This is a genomic window from Propioniciclava tarda (genome assembly GCF_900182665.1).
In the GTDB taxonomy this organism is placed as follows: domain Bacteria; phylum Actinomycetota; class Actinomycetes; order Propionibacteriales; family Propionibacteriaceae; genus Propioniciclava; species Propioniciclava tarda.
In genome coordinates, this window is the sequence record NZ_FXTL01000004.1 from 124952 (window position 1) to 146753 (window position 21802).

A 21802-nucleotide genomic window follows, 5' to 3' on the forward strand; every position below is an offset into this window, starting at 1 on the left:
TTCCCTGGACGATGCGCGTCGCGCCGAGGAGGACGGCGCACGATGTGAGCGGCTGGCAGATCAGGCCGCCAACCCGGATTTGGTGTCTCTCACGATGGGTGGCTGCGCGTTTCGGCGATCTCGCGTCCTTGAGAGTGACGAAAATCGGGTTGACGCCCGCGCTCGGGAAAACCCGGTTTTGGTGTCTCTCGGCGAGGCTGGGGCGTCGGAATCCACGTCCGGGCGAGCGTGGGAGTGACCAAAATCGGGTTGAAGCCGATGCGCGGTCCCGGGAGGGTGCGGAGGGTCACGCCCAGGTGCGCAGGTCCCGCAGCGCCGGTCCGTGCAGGGGCGAGGTCAGCCAGGCCACGCCCGTCCGAGCGCCGAGGCGGACGACCAGCACGTGTGGCGTGTCGGTGAACACCAGGTGCGCGACGGCGTCCGACCCCTCGGTGCCCATCGCCAGCGCGACCGGCACGTTGTCGGGGCCGACCAGTTGGCGCGTCCAGCCGGGTCCGCCGGCCAGGCTGAGCGGGACGCCGTCCCAGGTCAGCGCCAGCGTCCAGCGGTCCCCGTCCCGTGAGGCACGGGCGTCGGTGACCTCCGGGACGCACCCCTGAACCGATCCCGGCGCGAGAACTGGACGCGGCGGCACGACGGCGGCACTCCACGGTCCGGACGCGCCGGCGTCCGTCGGCATCGGTAGCGCCAACTCGCCGGGCGATGCCCACGGCTCCGCCAGTGCCGGGACGAGGTGCTCGAACACCAACTCGAGCACCGCCTTGCCGCCCTCGATTCCGCCGCTGGTCAGGGTGATCGTCGCCTCCGGCTCGGGCAGGACGAAGCTGAACTGCCCGTACGCACCGTCCAGTCGGTACCCCTCGCGGCCGCCCCACACCTGGTAGCCGTAGCCGAGCGCCCAGTCGGGGTTCTCCTCGAAGCGGGTATCGATGTGCATCGTGGACGCCGCCGCGACCCAGCCCTCCGGCAGCACCCGGCGTCCATCGTGAACGCCGTCGTTGAGATAGAGCTCGCCGATCGCCGACAGCTCCCGCGTCGTCAGCCGACACCCGCTGAAGCCCCATTCGCGGCCGAGGCGATCGACCTCCCAGGCCGGCGCGATGCCCAGCGGCTCGAACAGTCGGGGACGCAGGAACGCCATCAGCGAACCGCCCGTCCGGCGCCGTACGAGTTCGCCCAGCAGCCAGGACGCTCCGTTGTTGTAAACGTGTCGCGACCCGACGGGCGTCTGCGGCGGGATCGACAGCAGCGCCCGCGCCCCGTCGCCGTCGGGAGCCGCGCGAACCGCGTCGAGGGTGTCGGCGTCGTGGCCGGTCGACATCGACAAGATGTGGTGCACGGTCAGCTCGGCCGTGCGATCGTCGACACCGTCCGGCACACTCTCGGGCAGCAGGTCGACGATGCGGTCGTCCAGTCCGAACAGCCCCTCCCCAACAGCCAGCCCCACGGCCGTGGCCGCCACCGTCTTGGACGCCGAATAGACCAGCGTCCGGTCGGACGCGACGTACGGCGTCCAATAGGCCTCGACCTTCGTTTCACCCCGGACCTTCACCAGCAGCGAATGCAGGCTGACCAGGGGCGATGCGTCGGCGGCGGCGAGAAAGGCGGCGAGGGCGTCCATGCCCAGCAGCCTACGGTCGCGGACCCTGCCGCCGTCGCGTCCATCTGGACGCCGTTTGAGCCGGCGGACGCTGAAGGCTGGCCTGGACGCCGAGGTTCTGCGCCGCGTCCGACGCCCAGTGCCCCCGGACGCCTCTCGTCCGGGACCCGGGGCGATCACTGCGAGGTCGAGGCCCTGATGGGGGCGCTTTCCCCACAGTGATGACTCGGACGCGTCGGCGTCCAAGAATCGCCCCCGGCAACCCAACCGACAGGACGTTGCCCGCCGCCCTCACGGGACGGCGGGCTTCGAGCGATGACCTACGACACCGTCCAGGTGTTCCGGCCGGCCAACAGGGACGCGATGTCCTGATCGGTCGGCAGCCCGCCGGCGGCGTCCACGTAGGTGCGGATCTGCTCGCGCACCTCGTCGTCGTACGCCGGACGCACGATCTCGCGGAACACCCCGATCGGCAGGAAGTCGCGGTTGTCGGCGCCCTCGATGGACGCCAGCGCGAACGCGATGCCCGGGTTGTGGGCCTTGGGGTCGTGTTTGAGGATCTTCGACTCGTCCACGGCCGAGGTGGGCACCACGGTGAGCCCGTGCAGCGGATCCCGGACCACGCACCGCTCGCCCGCGATGAGCGGCTGGCCGGCCTCCATGCGCAGGATGCGAGCGCCGTCCGTCGTGTCCTTCAGCCCGTCGAAGGCGCCGTCGTTGAAGATGACGCAGTTCTGCAGCACCTCGACGAAGGACGCCCCGCGGTGCAGCGCGGCCTGCCGCAGCGTCGCCGTCAGGTGCTGGCGATCGGACGCGATCGTGCGGGCGACGAAGGTGGCGTCCGAGCCGAGCGCGAGCCGGATCGGGTTGAACGGATGATCCACCGAGCCGAACGGAGTCGACTTGGTGACGAGTCCGGCCGGGGAGGTGGGCGAGTACTGGCCCTTGGTGAGCCCGTAGATCTCGTTGTTGAACATCACGATGTTCAGGTTCACGTTGCGGCGCAGCGCGTGGATCAGGTGGTTGCCGCCGATCGCGAGGGCGTCGCCGTCGCCGGTCATGATCCAGACGGACAGGTCCGGACGCGACGTCGCGATGCCCGTGGCCAGCGAGGGGGCGCGCCCGTGGATGGCGTGCATGCCGTAGCTGTCGACGTAGTACGGGAACCGCGACGAGCAGCCGATGCCCGAGACGACGACCATGTTCTCGGGCGCGATGCCCAGCTCGGGAACGAACTGCTGGAAGGCGGCGAGGATGGCGTAGTCGCCGCACCCCGGGCACCAGCGCACCTCCTGGTCGGAGACGAACTCCTTCTTGGTGAGGACGCGGTCGGAGTGCACCCGGGGGACGAACGCCGTGCCGGCCAGTTCGGTGAGGTCGCTGTAGTCGGTGGTCATGTCAGGCCTCCTGCAAGGTTTCGGCCAGGTCGGCCACGTGCTGGTTGATCAGGTCCTCGATCTCGGGCACCGCGAACGGCAGGCCCCGCACCGACGTCACGGATTGGATGTCGACGAGGAACTCGGCCCGCAGGATCTTCGACAGCTGGCCGAGGTTCATCTCGGGCACGACGACCCGCTTGAACCGGCGCAGCACCTCGCCCGTGTTCTTCGGCAGCGGGTTCAGGTGCCGCAGGTGCGCCTGCGCCACCGGGACGCCGCTCTCCCACAGGTTCTGGCAGGCGGCCGTGATCGGCCCATACGACGAGCCCCAGCCGAGGATCAGAAGGTCGGCCTCGCCCGTCGGGTCGGTCACCGCCAGGTCGGGGATGTCGGCCACCATCCGGTTGACCTTCTCCACGCGGAGGCGCGTCATGCGGTCGTGGTTGGCCGGATCCTGGGAGATGACGCCTGACCCGTCCGCCTTCTCGAGTCCGCCGATGCGGTGCGCGAGGCCGGGCGTCCCGGGCACCGCCCACGGACGCGCCAGCGTCTGCGGGTCGCGCTTGTACGGGTGGAAGGTCGGCTCGCCCTTGGCGTCCACGGCGTTGTGCGCGGTGGCCAGGTCGGGGGTGATCGCCGGGATGGTCGACACGTCGGGCAGCTTCCACGGCTCGGACCCGTTGCCCAGGTAGCCGTCGGTCAGCAGGATCACCGGGTGCCGGTACTTGATGGCCAGCGCGCAGGCCTCGTACGCCGCCGCGAAGCAGTCCGCCGGCGACTGGGCCGCGATGACGGCCACCGGCGACTCGCCGTGGCGTCCGTACAGCGCCTGCAGCAGGTCGGCCTGCTCGGTCTTGGTCGGCAGGCCGGTCGAGGGGCCGCCGCGCTGGACGTCCACGATGACGAGCGGCAGTTCGGTCATCACGGCCAGTCCCATGAACTCGCTCTTCAGGCACATGCCCGGACCTGACGTCGTCGTCACGCCGAGTTTTCCGGCGAAGGACGCCCCGAGCGCGGCCCCGATGCCGGCGATCTCGTCCTCCATCTGCATGGTCATGACGTTGTAGCGCTTGAGCTGGCTGAGCGCGTGGAGGATGTCGGTGGCCGGCGTGATCGGGTAGGACCCCAGCACCAGCTGCAGCCCAGCCCGGTGCGCGCCCATGACCAGGCCGTACGCCGTCGCGGTGTTGCCGGTGATGTTGCGGTAGACGCCGGCCTCCATCGTGGCGGGGGCCACTTCGTAGCGGACGCCGAACACCTCGGTGTTCTCGCCGTAGGTCCAGCCGGCCTCGAGTGCGGCCACGTTGGCCTGCAGCACGTGCGGCTTCTTCGCGAACTTGCTGGTGAGGAACGCCTTGGTCGAGTCGAGCGAGTGGCTGAACAGCCAGCTCACCAGGCCGAGCGCGAACATGTTCTTGGAGCGTTCCTTGTCCTTCTTGGACAGGTCGAACTCCTCCAGCGCCGCCAGCGTCATCGATGTCATGGGCACCGCGTGGACGTAGAAGTCGCCCAGCGTGCCGTCGGTCAGCGGGTCGTCCGCGTAGCCGAGCTTGTCGAGGGCGCGCTTGTTGAAGGTGTCGGCGTCCACGATGATGTGCCCGCCCGGACGCACCTCCTTCGAGTTGGCCTTCAGTGCCGCCGGATTCATGGCGACCAGCACGTCCGGCTTGTCGCCCGGGGTGTGGATTCTGTGGTCGCCGAACTGCAGCTGGAAGTTGCTGACGCCGGCCAGCGTGCCCTGCGGCGCGCGGATCTCGGAGGGGTAGTTCGGCAGCGTCGCCAGGTCGTTGCCGAACAGCGCCGTGTCGGACGTGAAGCGGTCGCCGGTCAGCTGCATGCCGTCGCCGGAGTCACCGGAGAACCGCACCGCGATCCGATGGACCTGCTGAACTTCGTGGGTGGTCATGGGCCTTCAACCGCCTAACTCTGCCGACACCGCCGTTGGCTCTGGCTCGGGCCCAACCTTGGTGCCCTTTGGGCCATCACCATACAAAGTCAAACCGTACGCCGGGCGAGATTTGACGATGTCGTGATAGTTCAGTTACTGGACACCGCGGGCGCCAGACGCGCGGGTCCAGGGCCGGTCGGGGCCCGGCGAACAAGCCGACGCCGGGGGCGGCGTCCGGCGATCGAGACCATCCCACCGTTCTGACCTCGGACGCCAACCCTCCGGTCGACTCGGGTCGGCGTCCGATGGATCAGGACACGATGATCGGACGCGCCCGAACCGAACCGCGCCGCGACAGACGCGCGCGGAGGCTGTCCGGGAGGCTGAGGCGTCCGATGGACCGCCACGTCTGCCCGACCTGCCGCAGCATCGGACCACTCACGTACGGCAGTCCGTACTTTTGGCACAGCGCTCGGACGCGCGGCGCGACCTCGGCGTAGCGGTTCGACGGCATGTCGGGGAACAGGTGGTGCTCGATCTGGTAACTGAGGTTGCCGGTCATGAGGTGCATCAGCGGACCGCCGTCGATGTTGGCCGAGCCGGCGATCTGCCGGACGTACCACTCGCCGCGCGTCTCGCCCTCGACGGACGCCTCGTCGAACGCCTCGACGCCGTCGGGGAAGTGGCCGCAGAAGATCACGGCGTGCGTCCAGAGATTGCGGACCAGGTTTGCCGCTGCCGTTCCAGCGAGCGAGGCTAGGCCGGAGCCGGTCAGCAGCTGGGCGAGCAGCGGGGTCGCGGCGTAGTCCTTACCGACCTGCCGGGCGGCCTTCTTGAGGAACGCCAGCACGTCCTTGCGCAGCGCCTGCTTCGACTTCTTGCCCTCGCGGGCGTCCGGCAGTTCAAGGCCGTAGATCGCGATGCCCCACTCGAAGAACGGCGCCAGCACCATGTTCAGCGGCACGTTGAAGACCGCCTTCGGCGACCACGGCTGCCGTTCGGTGACCCGGAGAATGTCGTAGCCGACGTCGTCGTCGCGCCCGAGGACGTTGGTCCAGGTGTGGTGCAGGTTGTTGTGGGTGTGCTTCCAGCCGTCGGCGGGGGCGACGACGTCCCACTCCCAGGTCGTGGAGTGGATGTCGGGGTCGCGCATCCAGTCCCACTGCCCGTGGATGACGTTGTGGCCGATCTCCATGTTCTCCAGGATCTTCGCCACGCTCAGCATGCCGACGCCGCCGGCCCAGGCCACCGGCTGCCCGCCGAAGAGCAGGCAGATCCGTCCGGACGCCTCCAGCACCCGCTGCGCCGTGATCACGCTGCGGATGTAGCGGGCGTCGTTCTCGTCGAGGGACGCCATGATCTCGGCCTTGATCGCGTCGAGTTCGCGGCCGAGTTCGGCGATCTGCTCGGGGCTCAGATGAGCGGACGCCGACGCGCGAGTCCGCGGTGTGGCTTCCAGGATGGCCAGGGTCATCGGGCGCTCCTCACGCGTCCAGGGTGACGTCGCCCGCAGCAGCGGACACGCAGGTTCGAATGTGTTCGCCGGGCTCGCCGGTGAGGGAGCCGGTCACGAGATCGCGCACCTGGCCGTCTTTGAGGGTCTTCAGACACGTCCGGCAAATCCCCATCCGGCAGCCGCTGGGCAGCTCGATTCCGGCCCGTTCGCCGACCTCCAACAGCGAGCTGGCGCCGGGGGCGTCCAAGGTCTGACCGGCCCTCGCGAACGTGACCGTGCCGCCGACGGCGTCCGGGTCGACGATCCGCGGAATCGTGAACCGCTCGACGGTCAGCGGCAGGCCGGCGTCCGACCAGAACGCCTCCGCGTCCGCGATGAGGCTGGTGGGGCCGCAGACGTACGCCGCGCGGTCGCGCCAGTCGGGCACCAAGGTGTCGATGGACGCCGCGAGCTTGAGGCGTCCGGACTCGCGGCTGTGCCAGTGGATGACCTTCAGGCCCTCATGACGGGACGCCAGGGCCGCGAACTCGGCGGCGAAGATCGCGTCCTGCGGGGTGCGGGAGGCCTGGAGCAGGACGACATCGGCGTCCGGAAGCCGGGCGAGCAGGGTGGAGATCAGGGCGTACATCGGGGTGGCGCCCGTGCCGCCGGCGACGAGCAGCAGGGGGGTGGTGAGGGGCGCCGGCAGCAAGAAGTCGCCCTCGGGCTGGTCGATGAACACCACATCTCCGGGCCGCGTGTCGTTCACCAGCTTGGTCGAAACGTCGCCGGCCGCCCCGACGGTGATCGACGGCGCCTCGCCCTCCGGCGATGAAATCGTGAACGGACGCCACTGCCGGACGCCTCCGACGTCGACGCCGACGCGCATCCACTGCCCGGCCATGTGGGGGAGCCATCCGCGCCCGGGACGGAGCGTCAGGGTGGCGACCCCAGGCGCCGCAGGCGTCACCTTCGTGACCACCGCGCGCAGCTGGCGTGAGGAATGCCGCGGATCGATGACGGCCAGGAAGTCGTCCAGGCGCAGCGGGTAGGTCAGAGCGGACGCCAGCCGAGTCAAGGTGTTGGCCTTCGGCATCCGGATCCTCGCGCGAAAAACCTACGGTGGCGTAGGTAGTGCTGCCAGGGTACCCGACGGCCGGACCCGTCCGCGGGCTTGGTCCAGCAAAGCCCCCGACGATGAGCGCGTCGGTTGATGCGGCGGCGCCGCTGGAGTGGGCTCGGGTTCGCGGCGGGCGTCCGAGGCGCGAGCGCTCGGGGGAGAGGGGCGTGGGAGTCAGTAACCCGGGCGGCGCGGAGCGATCGGGGGTTGTGGAAAGGCGCTGGGGCGACGCCCTACGGCGTCGCCCCAGCGGTTTAGGGTCCTAGCGGATCAGCGGCAGAACGGAGCCCAGGGGAACCACAGGCAGAACGAGTTGGCGTTGGTGGTGGCGCCGGACGAGGGGGCCGGGGCGACCGACTTGGGCGCAGCGTTGGCCGGGCTGGCGATCCCCGCGGTCAAGACGAGAGCGGCAGCGCTAGCGGCGAATAGTTTTTTTGCATTCTTCATGGCGTCTCCTGGTACGTAATCTTGGCGGATCCTATGAGGTTTTCTCCGTGTTCGCACGGGGGACGCGTGCCCCTGTCGCTAAGACTCACGGTCCACGAGGCCCCATTCGTAGGCGCGGACCACGGCCTTGAGCCGCGAATTCACCAACAGTTTCGACATGATCGCGGAGACGTGCGTCTTGACGGTCGACTCCGACAAATACAGCTTCTCGGCGATCTCGGCGTTGCTGTGGGCATGGCAGAGCTCGCGCAGGATGTCGAGCTCGCGGCCGCTGAGGTCGACTTTGCGCGGCGGCTGAGGGATTTGCCGGTGCGTTGCCGCCGACTTGCCGCGCACCAGTCGCCCCAACGGTTCCGGCGAGATCACGGTCGTTCCGTTGTGGACGGCCAGGACGGCGTCCACGAGGGCCTTGGGGGAGGCGTCTTTGAGCAGGAAGCCGGACGCCCCGGCCTTGAGGGCATTCATCATGTAGTCGTCTTCGTCGAACGACGTCAGCAGCAGGACCTTGACGTTGGGGTTCCCGGCCCGCAGCTGCTCGGTGGCCGTGATGCCGTCCATGACCGGCATGCGGACGTCCATCAGCACCACGTCCACGCCGAACCCCGGCGCGCTGACTGCCGCCACCGCCTCGGACCCGTCGCTGTAGGCGCCCACCACGGTCAGCTCCGGCGACGCGCCCACGTACGCCCCGAGGGCCGAACGCACGATGGCGTCGTCGTCCACGATGATCACGCGCACAGGACCGTTCCCAGCCCCATTTCCCACGTCAGCCTCCCAGGGGGATCAGCACGCGGACGACCCAGTCTGGGCTCTCGCTGGCCACGTGCACTTCGCCCCCCAAAGCCTCAACTCTTTCACGCGCCCCGACAAGGCCCAACTGGGCAGACTGGACTTTGGAGCCGGCATTGCTCGGCCGGTTGATGAAGACGGCTTCCACGTCCTGGTCGCCAACCTCGACCATGATGCTGACGGGGCTCCCTGGGTCGCCATGCTTGACCATGTTGGAGGTCGCTTCGACCACGACCTTGCCCAGCGCTTCACGCACCGACTCCGGCAGCGTCAGTGGGTCGCCGTCGATGTGGCTGGTGACGTGGAAACCATGAGAACGCAGCTCGGTGGTTCGTTCAGCCAACACGTCAGTCAGTTGGGCGATCTGCCACGGGGAGCGGGGTGAGTCCGCGCCTTCGGGCTCGTTGCGGCGCAGGGTCTCCATCATGCCGCGAAGGTCGCGCATCGAGTTGCGCCCCGCGTTGATGATGTAGTCGAGGTCCGCGAGCGTCTCCTTATCGCTCACCCCGCGCAGCTTGGCCTGCTCGGCCCGCAGGATGATCGAGGTGGTGGCGTACGCGACCGTGTCGTGCAGGTCGCGGGCGATGCTGCGGCGCTGCGCCTGGACGGCCACGGTGCGATCCACCTGACTCTGGGCGCGTTCGGCGGAGATGCGCCTGATGGCCTCGCCGATCGCCACGGCGAACACCACGAGCACCAGGTAGCCGATGATGCCGGTGACGGCCTTCGACGTCGGCTGCGGGGGTGTGTTCTCCGTGACAACGATGAGGACGACGAACCAGACGGCCATCATCGTGCGCGGCCAGACGAGCCCTTTGGCTCCCAACGACGCCACGATGACCAGCGCGACGAGAAGCCCAGGGCGCTGCTGATCCATCGGCAGGGCAAGGATGGCCGCCATGATCAGCCCGGCCACCAGGGTCGCCGGCATGGGCCAGCGCCCCACCACTGCGGCAGCCAGACATAGACAGAGCTCAAGGGTGAAACCGAGCCGATCTTCCTTGTGCTGGGTGTAGGTCAAAATCGGCATCAGAGCCACGAGGGAGGCGCACACCACTTCGACCATTCCGGGCGGCAGCGCGGGCAGCCTCAAGCGCCAACGCTCGAGGAGGCTGCGCCGATCGGGGCTGGGTGACGCCACGCGTTGAGTATCCCAACGGAATCGAAGGATTCACCCAGGTTGGCGGTACTTCGAACGAAGACGGTACGAAAGTACCAATCCACCGCGACGCTCGTCGTCTGAGACAATCCCCGTTGTGACAGACCCCTTCGACCCCCTCACCCTCCGCGGACTCACCCTGAACAACCGGCTCTGGGTGCCCGCGATGTGCATGTATTCGGTGGACGCCGGCGATGGCGTCCCCACGGATTTCCACCTCGCCCACTACTCTGCGCGGGTCGCCGGCGGGTTCGGGCTGATCATCACCGAGGCCACCGCGATCCACCCCGCCGGACGCATCAGCCCCGCCGACACAGGTCTGTGGTCGGACGCCCAGGCCGCGGCCTGGGCGCGGATCGTGGACCAAGCCCACCGGCTCGGCGGAGCCATCGGCGTCCAACTGGCCCATGCCGGACGCAAGGCGTCCACGCGGCCGATGCGTCCGGGCGGACCCGACGGGGCGCTGCCGGTGGCCGACGGCGGCTGGGAAACGCTCGGGCCGTCGGCGTCCGCTTTTCCCGGGCTGGCCGTCCCGCACGAGCTGACCCGCGACGAGATCGCCGGCATCGTCCGCGACTTCGCGGACGCGGCGACGCGCGCGGCGGCGTCCGGCTTCGACGTCATCGAGTTGCACGCGGCGCACGGCTACCTGCTGCACCAGTTCCTGTCGCCCCTAGCCAACACGCGAACCGACGCCTACGGCGGCTCACTGGAGAACCGGCTGCGGCTGACGCTGGAGGTGACGGACGCCGTCCGTGCGGTCTGGCCGGACGGGCGTCCGCTGTTCGTCCGCATCTCGGCGACCGACTGGGTCGAGGGCGGCTGGGACGTGGAGCAGTCGTGCGCGCTGGCGTCCGAGCTGGCGGCGCGCGGCGTCGACCTGATCGACGTGTCGTCCGGCGGGGTGGCGCCGGCGTCCATCCCGGTCGGGCCGGGCTACCAGGTGGAGTTGGCGCGGCAGGTGCGGGCGACCGGCATGCCGACTGCGGCCGTCGGGCTGATCACGACGGTGGCGCAGGCGTCCGAGATCATCGGGTCCGGCGCGGCGGACGCCGTCCTGTTCGGACGCGAAGCGCTGCGGAACCCCTACCTGCCGGTGCAGGCGTTGGCCGCGCGAGGTGGGGACGCTGCGGGGCTCGCTCCGGTGCCGTACGTCCGGGCCTGGCCGAGCGCGTCATGACGGGGGCGTCCGTCGAGCGCGGTGAACTGTTAGGTACTTTCGACTGAGGTCGACCCTCGGTCACTCCCCTAGCGTCAAGACGGGCGCGCACGTCGCGCGCGCTCGTCAACCGCGACGGAGGGAGCCCTCATGGGGCGACGTACGACGACCGCTGCGCTGGGTACCAGCGCAATACTCCTGCTTTCGGGTCTGAGCACCCCGGCCCTGGCGGCCGACAAGGTCACCACGCTGGACCCCAGCCTCACCCAGGTGAACATCCTCAACCTCAACGACTTCCACGGCGCCTTCGACACCGGGCTGGACGGCGTCAACGGACGCAACCTGGCCTGTTCGGTCGAGACCGCCAAGGCCACTCTCGGCGAGGACAAGACGCTGCTCGTCGCCGCCGGCGACCTGATCGGGGGCTCGACGTTCGCGTCCATGGTCGCCCTCGACGAGCCGACCATCGCCTATCTCAACGCGCTCGAACTCAAGGCGTCCGCTGTCGGCAATCACGAGTTCGACAAGGGCTTCGGCGACCTGACCGGTCACGCCATGCCGCGGGCCGCCTGGCAGTACCTCGGCGCCAACGTCTACCAGCGCGGCACCACGACCCCCGCGCTGCCCGAGTACGCCCAGCTCACCGTGAACGGCCTGCGGGTCGCCATCATCGGAGCGGTGACGGCCGAGACGCCGAGCCTCGTGGCGCCGACGGGCGTGTCGGGACTCGACTTCGGCGACCCCGTCGTGGCCGTGAACCGGGTCGTCGACCGCCTCTCTGACGGCGTCGAGGCCAACGGTGAGGCGGACGTCTTCATCGCCGAGTACCACAACGGCGCCGTGAGCAACCGGCCGCTGGCCGACGAGCTCGCCGCCAGCACCGACTTCGCGCGCATCGTCAACGACACGTCCGGCAAAGTGGCCGCCATCTTCAACGGCCACACCCACCAGCGCTACGCCTACGACGCTCCCGTCCCCGGCGGCACCGGGACGCGTCCGGTGTTGCAGACCGGAGCCACAGGTCAAGCCCTCGGCCAGGTCCAGCTGGGCTTCGGCGCCGACAAGAAGCTTGTCCAGTACAGGGCCACCAACGTCATCCCGGGTGCGCCGACCGCCGCCTGCCTGGCCGACCCTCAGTACGTCGCCGCCGCCAAGGTCGTGACGGACGCCGTCTCCTACGCGAAGGTCGTGGGCGCCAAGGTGGTCGGCACCATCACCGCCGACATCACGCGCGCCTACGTCTCGACGCCCACTGGGCCCAGCGAGGACCGCGCGTCCGAGTCCACGCTGTCGAACCTGCAGGCCGAGGTGTGGAAGGAGACTCTCGACAAGGCCGCCTACGGCTACGCCGACATCGGCGTCCAGAACCCCGGAGGCGTCCGGCGGGACCTCAAGTTCGCCAAGTCCGGCGACGAGACCGTCGACGGACAGGTCACCTTCGCCGAGGCGGCCATGATCAACCCGTTCGCCAACGTCCTGCAGTCGATCGACCTGACGGGCGCGCAGTTCAAGGCCGTCCTCGAGCAGCAGTGGCAGCCGGCCGGCTCGTCGCGTCCGTACCTGCAGCTGGGCCTGTCAAAGAACGTGACCTACACCTACGACCCGAACAAGGCCGTGGGCGACCGCATCACCTCGGTCACCATCGACGGCCAGGCCCTGAGCCTGACCAAGACCTATCGGGTCGCGACCAACTCGTTCCTGACGGCCGGTGGCGACAACTTCACGGCCTTCCGGGACGGCACCAACAGCAAGGACTCCGGTCTCATCGACAGCGACTCCTTCATCAACTGGCTCGGGACGCATCGTCCGGTCACGCCCAGCTACGCGAAGCAGGCCGTGGCCGTGATCGGGCAGCCGACCCGCATCCCGATCGACACCCCGACGGTCCTCGATGTGCAGGGCCTGGTCATGACCAGCCTCGGGACGCCCGTCGACACCACGTTCACGGTGTACGCCGACGGCAAGAAGGTGTCGTCCTTCGCCACGTCGCCGATCGCGGCGGCGACGGTGAACGCGTCGCCGGTGCCGGTGCGCGTCGGTCAGTCGTCGGTGACGGTGCGGCTGCTCGGCCGCGACTTCAAGTCCGGCATGAAGACCCCGTGGCACACGATCACGCTGGTCGCCGACCAGACCGGCACGCTCGTCACCGTGCCGATCGCCGTCAAGTAGGCCGATCGGCGTCAGATCATCGGACGCCGTCGCCGGGCCCCGCACCTTCGAGTGCGGGGCCCGGCGTGGTTTTATGAGGCGTCTGCGAGGGCGGTGAGCGTCTCGGACGTCCCCGCGTGCAGCCGGACGTCGGCGAGGTCGTCCGCCCTGGTCGCGCCGCGGTTGACGATCGCGATCGGCGTCCCGTGGCGGGCGGCGTGCCGGACGAACCGCAGCCCGGACATGACGGTCAGCGAGCTGCCCAGGACCACCAGCGCCTCGGCGGCGTCGACGCGCGCGTAGGCGTCCGCCACCCTCGGCGGCGGCACGGACTCGCCGAACATGACGACGTCGGGCTTGAGGACGCCGCCGCAGTCCTCGCAGGCGACGACGACGAAGTCGTGCCAGTCGTCGACCGCGGCGTCACCGTCGGGGCGGACCTCGGCGGTGCCGGCGGGGATGGTGCCGTCGACGCCCGGGTTGGCCGCTTCGAGGCGGCGCTGCAGCGCGGCGCGGTGGCTGAGGCGTCCGCACTCGAGGCAGGCGACGGAGTCGATGCGTCCGTGCAGATCGAGGACGTCGGAACTGCCCGCGGCCTGGTGGAGTCCGTCGACGTTCTGGGTGATGACCGCAGCGCCCAGGGTGGCGAGCGCGAGGTGACCGGCGTTGGGCTGCGCGACGCCGAAGCTGCGCCAGCCCTGCATCGAGCGGGCCCAGTAGCGGCGACGCTCCTCGGGTCGCTTGAGGAACTCGTTGAAGAGGATGGGGTTGTACGGACGCGAGCCGTTGCCGCGGTAGTCCGGGATGCCCGAGTCGGTGCTCATGCCGGCGCCGGTCAGGGCGAGCCAGCGGCGTCCGGACAGGAGCGCGGCGAGGTCGGACGCGTCGTGCACGGGCGCCAGATTAGGCGGTCGGGATCGTGCAGAAGCCGGCGGGTTGGATGCCGAGCGCCTGGATGGTCCGGGCCCAGAAGTTCACCTGCGCCGCTGTCGTGGCGAGGATCACGATCTCGCGCTCGGTGAAGAGCCTGGTCACGTCGGCTTTCAGCGACGGCGGGAAGTCGAGCGGGGTCGACGAGATGGCGCGGGCGTAGGCGATGGCGGTCCGCTCGCGTTCGTCGAGGGACGCCGCCAGCTCGGCGTCCAGGTCGCCGACCCAGCGCTGCAGGGAGCTGAGCTCGCCGTCGGTGACGCCAGCGGCGTCCGGCTCGAAGCTGTTCATGTCGACGCAGAAGGGGCAGTTCGTGGTGAGCGAGGCGGTGACCCGGACCAGCTTCAGGATGCGCGCCGACGGCTCGTCGTGGGCCACGAGCGTCTCCAGGACGCCGGCGCCGATCGCGGCCTTGGGGTACCAGGCGAGGAGGCGGGCGGGCTGCATGCGGCGTCCGGTGACGCGCTCGGACGCCCAGACGCCCAGGCGCAGCAGCGGATTGAAACGGCGGGGCTCGCGGATCAGGGCGTCCATGCTGCTCAGTGTGGCGTCCACGGGCCGTACTGGGTGCTCCCTGTTGCGGAAAACCGGGAGTTGGAGCACCCAGTCGGGCGTGGGTGGGGCCGGAGGCTGGCTCGTTCTTCGGTCCGGGTGGGCGTGTGCCCGGCAGGAAGGGGCGCGCGACGGCGTCCGATGGCGGCGACAGGATCCGCCGCGGGACGGCGAGCGGACGCGAGAATTCGGCGTCCATGTGCCGGATGCGAGACGAGTTTTCGGTGATGGGCGGCATCCGTCCGCTGTGGTCGGGCAGGATGGAACGGTGCGAGCGCTAGCGAAATTGAAGGCCGGACCAGGCCTCGAACTCATCGACCGTCCCGAGCCGACGTGCGGGGAATGGGACGTAAAGATCCGTGTCCTGCGTGCCGGACTGTGCGGCACCGACCTGCACTTGCAGGAGTGGGACGAGTGGGCGGCGTCCCAGATGCACCTGCCGCAGACCATCGGGCACGAGTTCTACGGCGAGATCGTCGAGGTCGGGCCGTCGGTGGAGGAGCTGAAGGTCGGCGACCACGTCTCGGGCGAGGGCCACATCGTGTGCGGCTACTGCCGCAACTGCCGCGCCGGACGCAAGCACCAGTGCATCCGGACCATCGGGCTGGGCGTGAACCGCGACGGGTGCTTCGCCGACTACGTCGTGATGCCGGTCGAGAACGTCTGGAAGCATCCGGACGACATCGATCCCGACCTGGGCGCGATCTTCGATCCGCTCGGTAACGCCACGCACACCGCGCTGCAGTGGCCGATGATCGGCGAGGACGTGCTGATCACGGGCGCCGGCCCCATCGGCTGCATCGCCGCCGCCATCGCGCAGCATGCGGGCGCCAAGCACGTGGTCGTCACCGATCTGAGCGACTACCGGCTTGAGCTGGCCAAGGCGGCCGGCGCCGACCTGTGCGTCAACTCGTCGACGACGCGGCTCAAGGACGTCCAGAAGTCGCTGCGCATGGTCGAGGGCTTCGACGTCGGCCTGGAGATGTCGGGTGCGCCGCAGGCGGTCGCCGAGATGCTCGAGAACATGAACCACGGCGGACGCGTCGCCATGCTCGGGCTGCCCCACGGCCCCTACGCCATCGACTGGGGCCGCGTCATCACCCACATGATCACCATCAAGGGCATCTACGGACGCGAGATGTTCGAGACCTGGTACCTGATGAACTCGATGCTGCACAGCTCGGACGTGTTCCGCGAGCGCGTGAAGTCGGTCATCACCCACAAGTTCGCCGCCGAGGACTGGGAAGAAGCCTTCGCCACCGCCCGCGCCGGCAAGTGCGGCAAGGTCATCCTCGACTGGAGCTGATTTCTGGCGGAATAGGTATCGCCAGGCGAGACCTATTCCGCCATCAATGGGAAGGACCCTCATGTACGGAACCGTCCGCGAGCAGTTGGCCGCCACGTTGGCCGAGATCGATGACGCTGGGCTCTACAAGCGCGAACGCGAGTTGACCACCCCCCAGGACGCGCGCATCGCGACCACCGCGGGCGCGTCCCTCAACTTCTGCGCCAACAACTACCTGGGCCTCGCGGATCACCCGGACGTCGTCGCCGCCGCCCGCGACTCGCTCGACCACTGGGGCTTCGGGATGGCGTCCGTGCGGTTCATCTGCGGCACGCAGACCCAGCACAAGGCGCTCGAATCGGCGATCTCGCACTACCTCGGGACGGACGACACGATCCTCTATTCGTCCTGCTTCGACGCCAACGGCGGCGTCTTCGAGGTGCTGTTCGGCGAAGAGGACGCGATCATCAGCGACGAGCTGAACCACGCGTCCATCATCGACGGGGTCCGGCTGAGCAAGGCCCAGCGGTTCCGCTACCGCAACGCCGACATGGCCGACCTCGAGGCGCAGCTGAAGGCGGCGGCGTCCGCGCGGCGTCGGGTCATCGTGACGGACGGCGTCTTCTCGATGGACGGCACCTACGCGCCGCTGGTCGAGATCTGCAACCTGGCGGACGCCTACGACGCGCTGGTGTTCGTCGACGATTCGCACGCGGTCGGGTTCGTCGGCGCAACCGGCGCCGGGACGCCGGAGCTGTTCGGCGTCCGGGATCGCGTCGACATCGTCACGGGCACGCTCGGCAAGGCGCTGGGTGGGGCGTCCGGCGGGTACGTCGCCGCGCACCAAGAGATCGTGGACCTACTGCGGCAGCGGTCGCGTCCGTACCTGTTCAGCAACTCGGTCGCGCCGATGGTCGTCGCCGGCTCGCTCAAGGCGCTCGACCTGGCCGCGACAAGCTCGGACGCCCGCGCGCGGCTCTTCGACAACACGGCGCTCTTCCGACGGCTGATGACCGAGGCCGGCTTCGAGGTGAACCCGCCGAGCACGATCGGGCCGCATCCGATCACGCCGATCATGTTCCCCGGCGAGGACGGCGCCCGGCTGGCCACCTCGATCGCGAACCACATGCTGGGGGCCGGCGTCTACGTGATCGCGTTCAGCTTCCCGGTCGTGCCGCGCGGCAAGGCGCGCATCCGGGTGCAGCTGTCGGCAGCCCATTCGGACGCCGACGTCCGGGCCTGCGTGGACGCCTTCGTCGCCGCCCGGGACGCCGTGGGCTGAGCCCTAGCCAACTCCGGGCCCGTGACGCACCTACGCTGCGTGCTCAGGCAGACCAGGCCCCAAGCGTCCGGGCCGGGGTACGGACGGCGGGCACATCGTCACGGGACCTCGCGGACGACGTCGGCAGGGTCCTTGTCCGGACGCCAGCCTCGCCACACCGGGTGCCGCAGGGTGCCCGCCGAGGTGAACTCCGTGAACGACACCTCGCCGACCAGGGTCGGCTCGACCCAGTGGGCATCGCGCGCGTCCAGGCGCGGGACGCCGTCGAGCGGCGGCGTGTCCCGGTGCAGCGGACGCAGCTTGGCCAGGGCCTCCGCGAGCCCGCGGTCGGTGAAGCCGCTGCCGGCGCGTCCGATGTAGGCGAGGCGTCCGCCCTCGTTGACGGCCAGGAGCAGCGACCCGACCGTCCCCGCCCGTCCGCGCTCGCCCGGGCTCCAGCCGACGACGATGGCCTCCTGGTGGCGGACGTTCTTGAGCTTCAGCCAACTGCGGCTGCGGCGTCCGGGCGCGTACGTGCTGGACGCGCGCTTGGCGATCAGTCCCTCCAGGCCGCCCTCTTTGGACGCCGTAAAAGCCAGCTCGCGGTCGGTGCCGAACGTGGACGGGACGTGGACGAAGCGTCCGCCGTTGCCCAGCAGCGCCTCGAGGGCGGCGCGTCGCTCGGTGTAGGGGCTGTCGATCAGAGACTCGCCGTCCAGCCAGAGCAGGTCGAACGCCATGTAGTGGGCGGCGGCGTCGGTGCGTCCGTGGTTCTGCAGCAGCTCGAAGTGGGAGCGCCCATCGGGTCCGAGTGCGACGATCTCGCCGTCGATCACCGCCGCGTGGTCGCCGACCACCTCGACCAACTCGGCAAGCTCGGGGTAGGTGGCGGTGTAGTCCTGACCCTTGCGGGTCTTGATGGTGTGGACGCCGCCGGCGACCGTCGCGATGCCGCGGTAGCCATCCCACTTGACCTCGAAATGCCAGTCCTCGCCGCGGACCTCACTCTCGGACGCCGCCGTGGCGAGCATCGGGTCGAAGGTGGGCAGCGGGTCGGTTGATGGAGCCGGAGACGGGTACGGCGTGGTTGTCGATGCCGATGTCGGGTCGATGTGGGGCGAATTTGAGGATCGAGAACCACGCTGTTCCGGATTCGCGCCCGGGATCGCAGGGTCGGCGTCCGCTCTGAGGTGGATCAGCCAGTTCTTCTCGTCGCCGTGGGCGGTGTGGATGAGCACGTAGGTCCGCGGCACGCCACCAAGCCCGCCGTCGTGGCGTCCGTGCAGCGTGACGATGATCTCGCGTCCGTCGCGCCACTTCTCGAGCTCGTACGTGCCGGAGTCCCAGATCGACATCTCGCCGCCGCCGTACTCGCCCTTCGGGATCGTCCCGGAGAACGTGGCGTACTCGAGCGGGTGGTCCTCGGTCTGCACGGCGAGGTGGTTGACCTTGGGCACCAGCGGCGTCAGCTTCGGCACCGCCCACGACACGAGGACGCCGTCGCGCTCCAGCCGGATGTCGTGGTGGTGGCGGCGGGCGTGGTGGTCCTGGATCACGAAAGTCTGAGCGTCCCGCGGCGTCGGCGCCGCCGTTGGGACGGGCTCCGGCGTCTTGGCCGCGTCCCGCATGGAGCGGTACGTGCTCAGCCGATCGGACGCCGACCTTACGGCTGGCTCCGGGATCGCCCCGGCGGGTGTGCCGCTGGAACCGTTGGCTGAGCTTGTCGAAGCCTTCGGACCCAGCCCTTCGACAGGCTCAGGGAACGTCCCTTCGACAGGCTCAGGGAACGTCCCTTCGACAGGCTCAGGGATCGACCTGTTGATGAGATCTCCGTGGCCCGGCAGGAGCACCGCCAGCGGATCACCGATCGTGTGCAGCCGGTCCAGAACCTCCAGATAGCTGAGCTGCTTCAGCCCCGGACCAATCTCGTCCCACGTCCTCGGAGCCGCGACGTGGGGCAGGGTCCGTCCGCGCAGTGAGTACGGCGACACCGTGGTCTTGGAACCGTTGTTCTGCGACCAATCCAGCAGCACCTTGCCGCCGCGCAGCTCCTTCTTCATGTCCGAGACGACCAGGTCCGGATGCGAGCCCTCCAGCGCCACCGCCAGCTGTCGAGCGAACTCGGACGCCTCGCCGGACGTCAGGTGCCCGTCGAGTCCGGCGTACAGGTGGATGCCCTTCGACCCGGAGGTCACCGGCACCGACACCAGCCCGACCCCGTCCAGGATCTCCTTCACGATGAGCGCCAACGTGACGCACTCCTCCAGCCCCGCCCCCTCGCCGGGGTCGAGATCGAGCACGAGCCGGTCCGGGTGCTGCGCCGTGAGCAGGTCCGCTCCGTCCCCAACGTCGGCCAGCCCAACGCCGGACGCCTCCCGTCCGAACCGCCACTGGGGCACGTGGATCTCCAAGGCTGCCAACTGCGCCATGAACACCAGCGTCGCGGCGTCGTCGATGATCGGGTAGCGCAGCGTCTCGCGGCTGTGCTCGATCCCCACGGTGCGGATCCACTCCAGCGTCCCCGAGTCGGCGTTCTTGGTGAAAAAGGCCGGGCCTTCGACCCCGTGTACCCACCGCTTGCGGGTCGCCGGCCGGCCGGCCACGTGCGGCACCATCCACGGCGCGACCGCCTGGTAGTAAGCGATCACGTCGCCCTTGGTCGTGCCGGTCGCCGGGTACATCACCTTGTCGAGGTTGGTGACGCGCAGCGTCCGTCCGCCTACTTCGATCTGGGACGCCTTCGCTGCCACGGCGTCCAGTCTGGGCTAACGGACGCGTTTTCCCTAGCGATCAGGGACGCCGCTCGTGGCGGAGCGGGCGGGGCAGCCAGCGTTTGGCGTCCCGGCCCTGCTGGTCGGGGGAGATCCCCGAGCGGACCACCCCGTCCGCCGACGACGCGCTGCGCGGCAGCACCGGGGGCTCCGGGATCGGCGTGGTCAGCAGCGCCGAATCCTCGACGACGTAGTCACTCGGGTCAGCCCGGCGCGGGACGTGCCGTCCTTCACCTCCGGACGCCTCCGAAGCCGCCCGACGCGGTGAGGCCTGGACGCCGGACGCCAGGTCGGCGAACCCCACCGGCCCGGTCGCAGGGGGAACCTGCCGCTCGACGAACGCGCGCGACGGCGTCCGATCGATGACGTTCGGAGGCGGCGCCAGGAGGGCGCGCGCCGGAAGGATCTGCGTGCCGGGCGACTCGGGGGACTGCGGCGACTCGGGCGACGCCGGCGACGCCGACACGGCGCGTCGGGGCAGCTGGGTCACGGTCACTCCTGTCAGGGCAGTCGACTCAATGATGCCTTGAGCACGCGTCCTCCGCGCGGGCAGCACACGAGCTGGACGCTGCCTCGGCCTGGGTGCGTTGGCCTAATCTGAATCGAACCAGCCGTCGCTGGTCTTTGTCGCAGCCTACCCCTGAGGAGCACCCGTGCAGACGTCGCCGCGGATCGTCCTGGCTCCCGACTCGTTCAAGGAGTCGATGACGGCCGCCGAGGTCTGCGCGGCGATGGAGGCCGGATTCCGGGCGGCCTTCCCAGCAGCCCGGTTCGTGCGCGTCCCGATGGCGGACGGCGGCGAGGGCACGCTGCGTTCGCTCGTGGACGCCCGCGCCGGACGCATCGAGCGGGTCACCGTCACCGGCCCGCTGGGGCGTCCGGTGGAGGCTGAACTGGGACTGCTTCCCGATGGTGTGGCGGTCGTCGAGATGGCGTCCGCGAGCGGCCTCGGGCTGGTGCCGCCGTTCGAGCGCGACCCGCGCGTCACGACCACGCGTGGCACGGGCGAGCTGGTCCTCGCGGCCCTGGAGCGCGGCGTCCGGTCGCTCATCCTCGCGATCGGCGGCAGCGCTACCAACGACGCCGGCGCCGGTTTCGCGCAAGCGCTCGGCTTCAAACTGTTGGACGCCGAGGGCCGCGAGCTTCCTTCCGGAGGCGCGGCTCTCGCCCGATTGCACCGGATCGATGCGTCCGGCGCGGACCCCCGACTGGCCGGGCTGGCCATCAACGTGGCTTGTGACGTGGACAATCCGCTGTGCGGTCCGGCGGGGGCGTCCGCGGTCTATGGTCCGCAGAAGGGGGCATCACCGGGGGTGGTCGCCGAGCTGGACGCGGCCCTCGCCCACTTTGCCATCGTGGTGCGCCGGGATCTCGGGCGGGACGTCGCTGGCGTCCCCGGGTCCGGCGCCGCCGGCGGCCTCGGCGCCGGGCTGTTGGCCTTCACCGACGCGGAGTTGCGCCGCGGCGTCCAGATCGTCATCGACGAGGCCCGACTGGTGGACGCCGTCGCCGGAGCCGACCTGGTCGTCACCGGTGAGGGGCGGGTAGACGGGCAGACGCGGCGCGGCAAGACCCCGTTCGGGGTCGCGCAGATCGCGCGGGCGGCGGGGGTGCCGGTGATAGCGGTGGCCGGCTGCCTCGGGGATGGCGCCGACACGCTGGCGGATGTGTTCGGCGCGGTGATCCCGATCGTGGATCGGTTGGCGCCGCTGGACGAGGTGTTGGCGGCTGGTCCGGTGAACGTGGAGCGGACCTGTCGCGAGGTGGGCCGGTTGTTGCGGCTGGGTGGCTTCGGGCGTTAGGGGACGCTGATCACTGGCGCGCGGTTCGACGCGGTAGTCCCGATCGTGGATCCGGCGGCGCCGGTGGGTGAGGTGTT

Annotated in this window: 17 protein-coding genes; 5 read left to right on the plus strand and 12 right to left on the minus strand. The window is 69.7% G+C overall.

The features are described from left to right. Positions 1 to 286: 286 nt before the first annotated feature. From FN821_RS05265 to FN821_RS05295, 8 genes are all read right to left on the minus strand, one after another. Positions 287 to 1621, minus strand: coding sequence for a serine hydrolase domain-containing protein (locus tag FN821_RS05265; RefSeq protein WP_131171493.1), 1335 nt, complete (start codon positions 1619 to 1621; stop codon positions 287 to 289). A gap of 299 nt (positions 1622 to 1920) precedes the next feature. Continuing rightward, positions 1921 to 2997 (minus strand): 2-oxoacid:ferredoxin oxidoreductase subunit beta, encoded by a 1077-nt coding sequence (locus FN821_RS05270; RefSeq protein WP_131171494.1) that lies wholly within the window; start codon positions 2995 to 2997, stop codon positions 1921 to 1923. Position 2998: 1 nt separating this feature from the next. Then, positions 2999 to 4885 (minus strand): 2-oxoacid:acceptor oxidoreductase subunit alpha, encoded by a 1887-nt coding sequence (locus FN821_RS05275; protein WP_131171495.1) that lies wholly within the window; start codon positions 4883 to 4885, stop codon positions 2999 to 3001. A gap of 292 nt (positions 4886 to 5177) precedes the next feature. Continuing rightward, positions 5178 to 6341 (minus strand): fatty acid desaturase family protein, encoded by a 1164-nt coding sequence (locus tag FN821_RS05280; protein ID WP_131171496.1) that lies wholly within the window; start codon positions 6339 to 6341, stop codon positions 5178 to 5180. 10 nt (positions 6342 to 6351) lie between these two features. Further along, positions 6352 to 7398, minus strand: a complete 1047-nt coding sequence (locus tag FN821_RS05285; protein ID WP_131171497.1) for a ferredoxin reductase — start codon at positions 7396 to 7398, stop codon at positions 6352 to 6354. Between the two features lie 294 nt (positions 7399 to 7692). Next, positions 7693 to 7869 (minus strand): hypothetical protein, encoded by a 177-nt coding sequence (locus FN821_RS14200; protein WP_165489251.1) that lies wholly within the window; start codon positions 7867 to 7869, stop codon positions 7693 to 7695. A 78-nt stretch (positions 7870 to 7947) separates the two neighbouring features. Beyond that, positions 7948 to 8601 (minus strand): response regulator transcription factor, encoded by a 654-nt coding sequence (locus tag FN821_RS05290; RefSeq protein ID WP_221929113.1) that lies wholly within the window; start codon positions 8599 to 8601, stop codon positions 7948 to 7950. Positions 8602 to 8635: 34 nt separating this feature from the next. Beyond that, positions 8636 to 9751 (minus strand): sensor histidine kinase, encoded by a 1116-nt coding sequence (locus tag FN821_RS05295; protein ID WP_131171499.1) that lies wholly within the window; start codon positions 9749 to 9751, stop codon positions 8636 to 8638. A 163-nt stretch (positions 9752 to 9914) separates the two neighbouring features. On the opposite strand from FN821_RS05295, the gene FN821_RS05300 reads away from it, so the two are divergent. Together FN821_RS05300 and FN821_RS05305 are read left to right on the plus strand one after the other, a co-directional pair. Further along, a complete protein-coding gene (locus FN821_RS05300) occupies positions 9915 to 10997 on the plus strand; it encodes an NADH:flavin oxidoreductase/NADH oxidase (RefSeq protein ID WP_131171500.1) in 1083 nt (360 codons plus the stop codon). A gap of 129 nt (positions 10998 to 11126) precedes the next feature. After that, positions 11127 to 13145: a bifunctional metallophosphatase/5'-nucleotidase gene (locus tag FN821_RS05305; RefSeq protein WP_131171501.1), complete on the plus strand. Its 2019-nt coding sequence runs from the start codon at positions 11127 to 11129 to the stop codon at positions 13143 to 13145. Between the two features lie 71 nt (positions 13146 to 13216). On the opposite strand, the gene FN821_RS05310 is transcribed toward FN821_RS05305, so the two are convergent. Then, a complete protein-coding gene (locus FN821_RS05310) occupies positions 13217 to 14017 on the minus strand; it encodes an NAD-dependent protein deacetylase (protein ID WP_241660105.1) in 801 nt (266 codons plus the stop codon). 10 nt (positions 14018 to 14027) lie between these two features. Continuing rightward, entirely contained in the window at positions 14028 to 14588 is a 561-nt protein-coding gene (locus tag FN821_RS05315; protein WP_131171503.1) for a carboxymuconolactone decarboxylase family protein, read from the minus strand. Between the two features lie 286 nt (positions 14589 to 14874). Between FN821_RS05315 and tdh the strand changes: the two genes are divergently transcribed. Beyond that, a complete protein-coding gene (tdh, locus tag FN821_RS05320) occupies positions 14875 to 15912 on the plus strand; it encodes an L-threonine 3-dehydrogenase (protein ID WP_131171504.1) in 1038 nt (345 codons plus the stop codon). Between the two features lie 61 nt (positions 15913 to 15973). Continuing rightward, positions 15974 to 17173, plus strand: a complete 1200-nt coding sequence (locus tag FN821_RS05325) for a glycine C-acetyltransferase (RefSeq protein WP_131171505.1) — start codon at positions 15974 to 15976, stop codon at positions 17171 to 17173. A gap of 98 nt (positions 17174 to 17271) precedes the next feature. Here FN821_RS05325 and FN821_RS05330 read toward each other — a convergent pair whose 3' ends face one another. Both FN821_RS05330 and FN821_RS05335 read right to left on the minus strand, forming a co-directional pair. Then, positions 17272 to 19902: an ATP-dependent DNA ligase gene (locus FN821_RS05330; protein WP_206662004.1), complete on the minus strand. Its 2631-nt coding sequence runs from the start codon at positions 19900 to 19902 to the stop codon at positions 17272 to 17274. Between the two features lie 40 nt (positions 19903 to 19942). Continuing rightward, positions 19943 to 20413: a hypothetical protein gene (locus FN821_RS05335; RefSeq protein ID WP_131171506.1), complete on the minus strand. Its 471-nt coding sequence runs from the start codon at positions 20411 to 20413 to the stop codon at positions 19943 to 19945. A 163-nt stretch (positions 20414 to 20576) separates the two neighbouring features. Between FN821_RS05335 and FN821_RS05340 the strand changes: the two genes are divergently transcribed. Next, the gene (locus tag FN821_RS05340) at positions 20577 to 21725 is read left to right on the plus strand and encodes a glycerate kinase (protein ID WP_206662005.1); all 1149 of its coding nucleotides are present in this window, start codon (positions 20577 to 20579) and stop codon (positions 21723 to 21725) included. Positions 21726 to 21802 lie beyond the last annotated feature (77 nt).

What these genes read in the sequence shown, in the direction of transcription:
- FN821_RS05265 (WP_131171493.1), bottom strand. Translation starts at nt 1,621, where the DNA reads ATGGACGCCCTCGCCGCCTTTCTCGCCGCCGCCGACGCATCGCCCCTG.
- FN821_RS05285 (WP_131171497.1), bottom strand. Translation starts at nt 7,398, where the DNA reads ATGCCGAAGGCCAACACCTTGACTCGGCTGGCGTCCGCTCTGACCTAC.
- FN821_RS05325 (WP_131171505.1), top strand. Translation starts at nt 15,974, where the DNA reads ATGTACGGAACCGTCCGCGAGCAGTTGGCCGCCACGTTGGCCGAGATC.
- FN821_RS14200 (WP_165489251.1), bottom strand. Translation starts at nt 7,869, where the DNA reads ATGAAGAATGCAAAAAAACTATTCGCCGCTAGCGCTGCCGCTCTCGTC.
- FN821_RS05270 (WP_131171494.1), bottom strand. Translation starts at nt 2,997, where the DNA reads ATGACCACCGACTACAGCGACCTCACCGAACTGGCCGGCACGGCGTTC.
- FN821_RS05315 (WP_131171503.1), bottom strand. Translation starts at nt 14,588, where the DNA reads ATGGACGCCCTGATCCGCGAGCCCCGCCGTTTCAATCCGCTGCTGCGC.
- FN821_RS05275 (WP_131171495.1), bottom strand. Translation starts at nt 4,885, where the DNA reads ATGACCACCCACGAAGTTCAGCAGGTCCATCGGATCGCGGTGCGGTTC.
- FN821_RS05305 (WP_131171501.1), top strand. Translation starts at nt 11,127, where the DNA reads ATGGGGCGACGTACGACGACCGCTGCGCTGGGTACCAGCGCAATACTC.
- FN821_RS05280 (WP_131171496.1), bottom strand. Translation starts at nt 6,341, where the DNA reads ATGACCCTGGCCATCCTGGAAGCCACACCGCGGACTCGCGCGTCGGCG.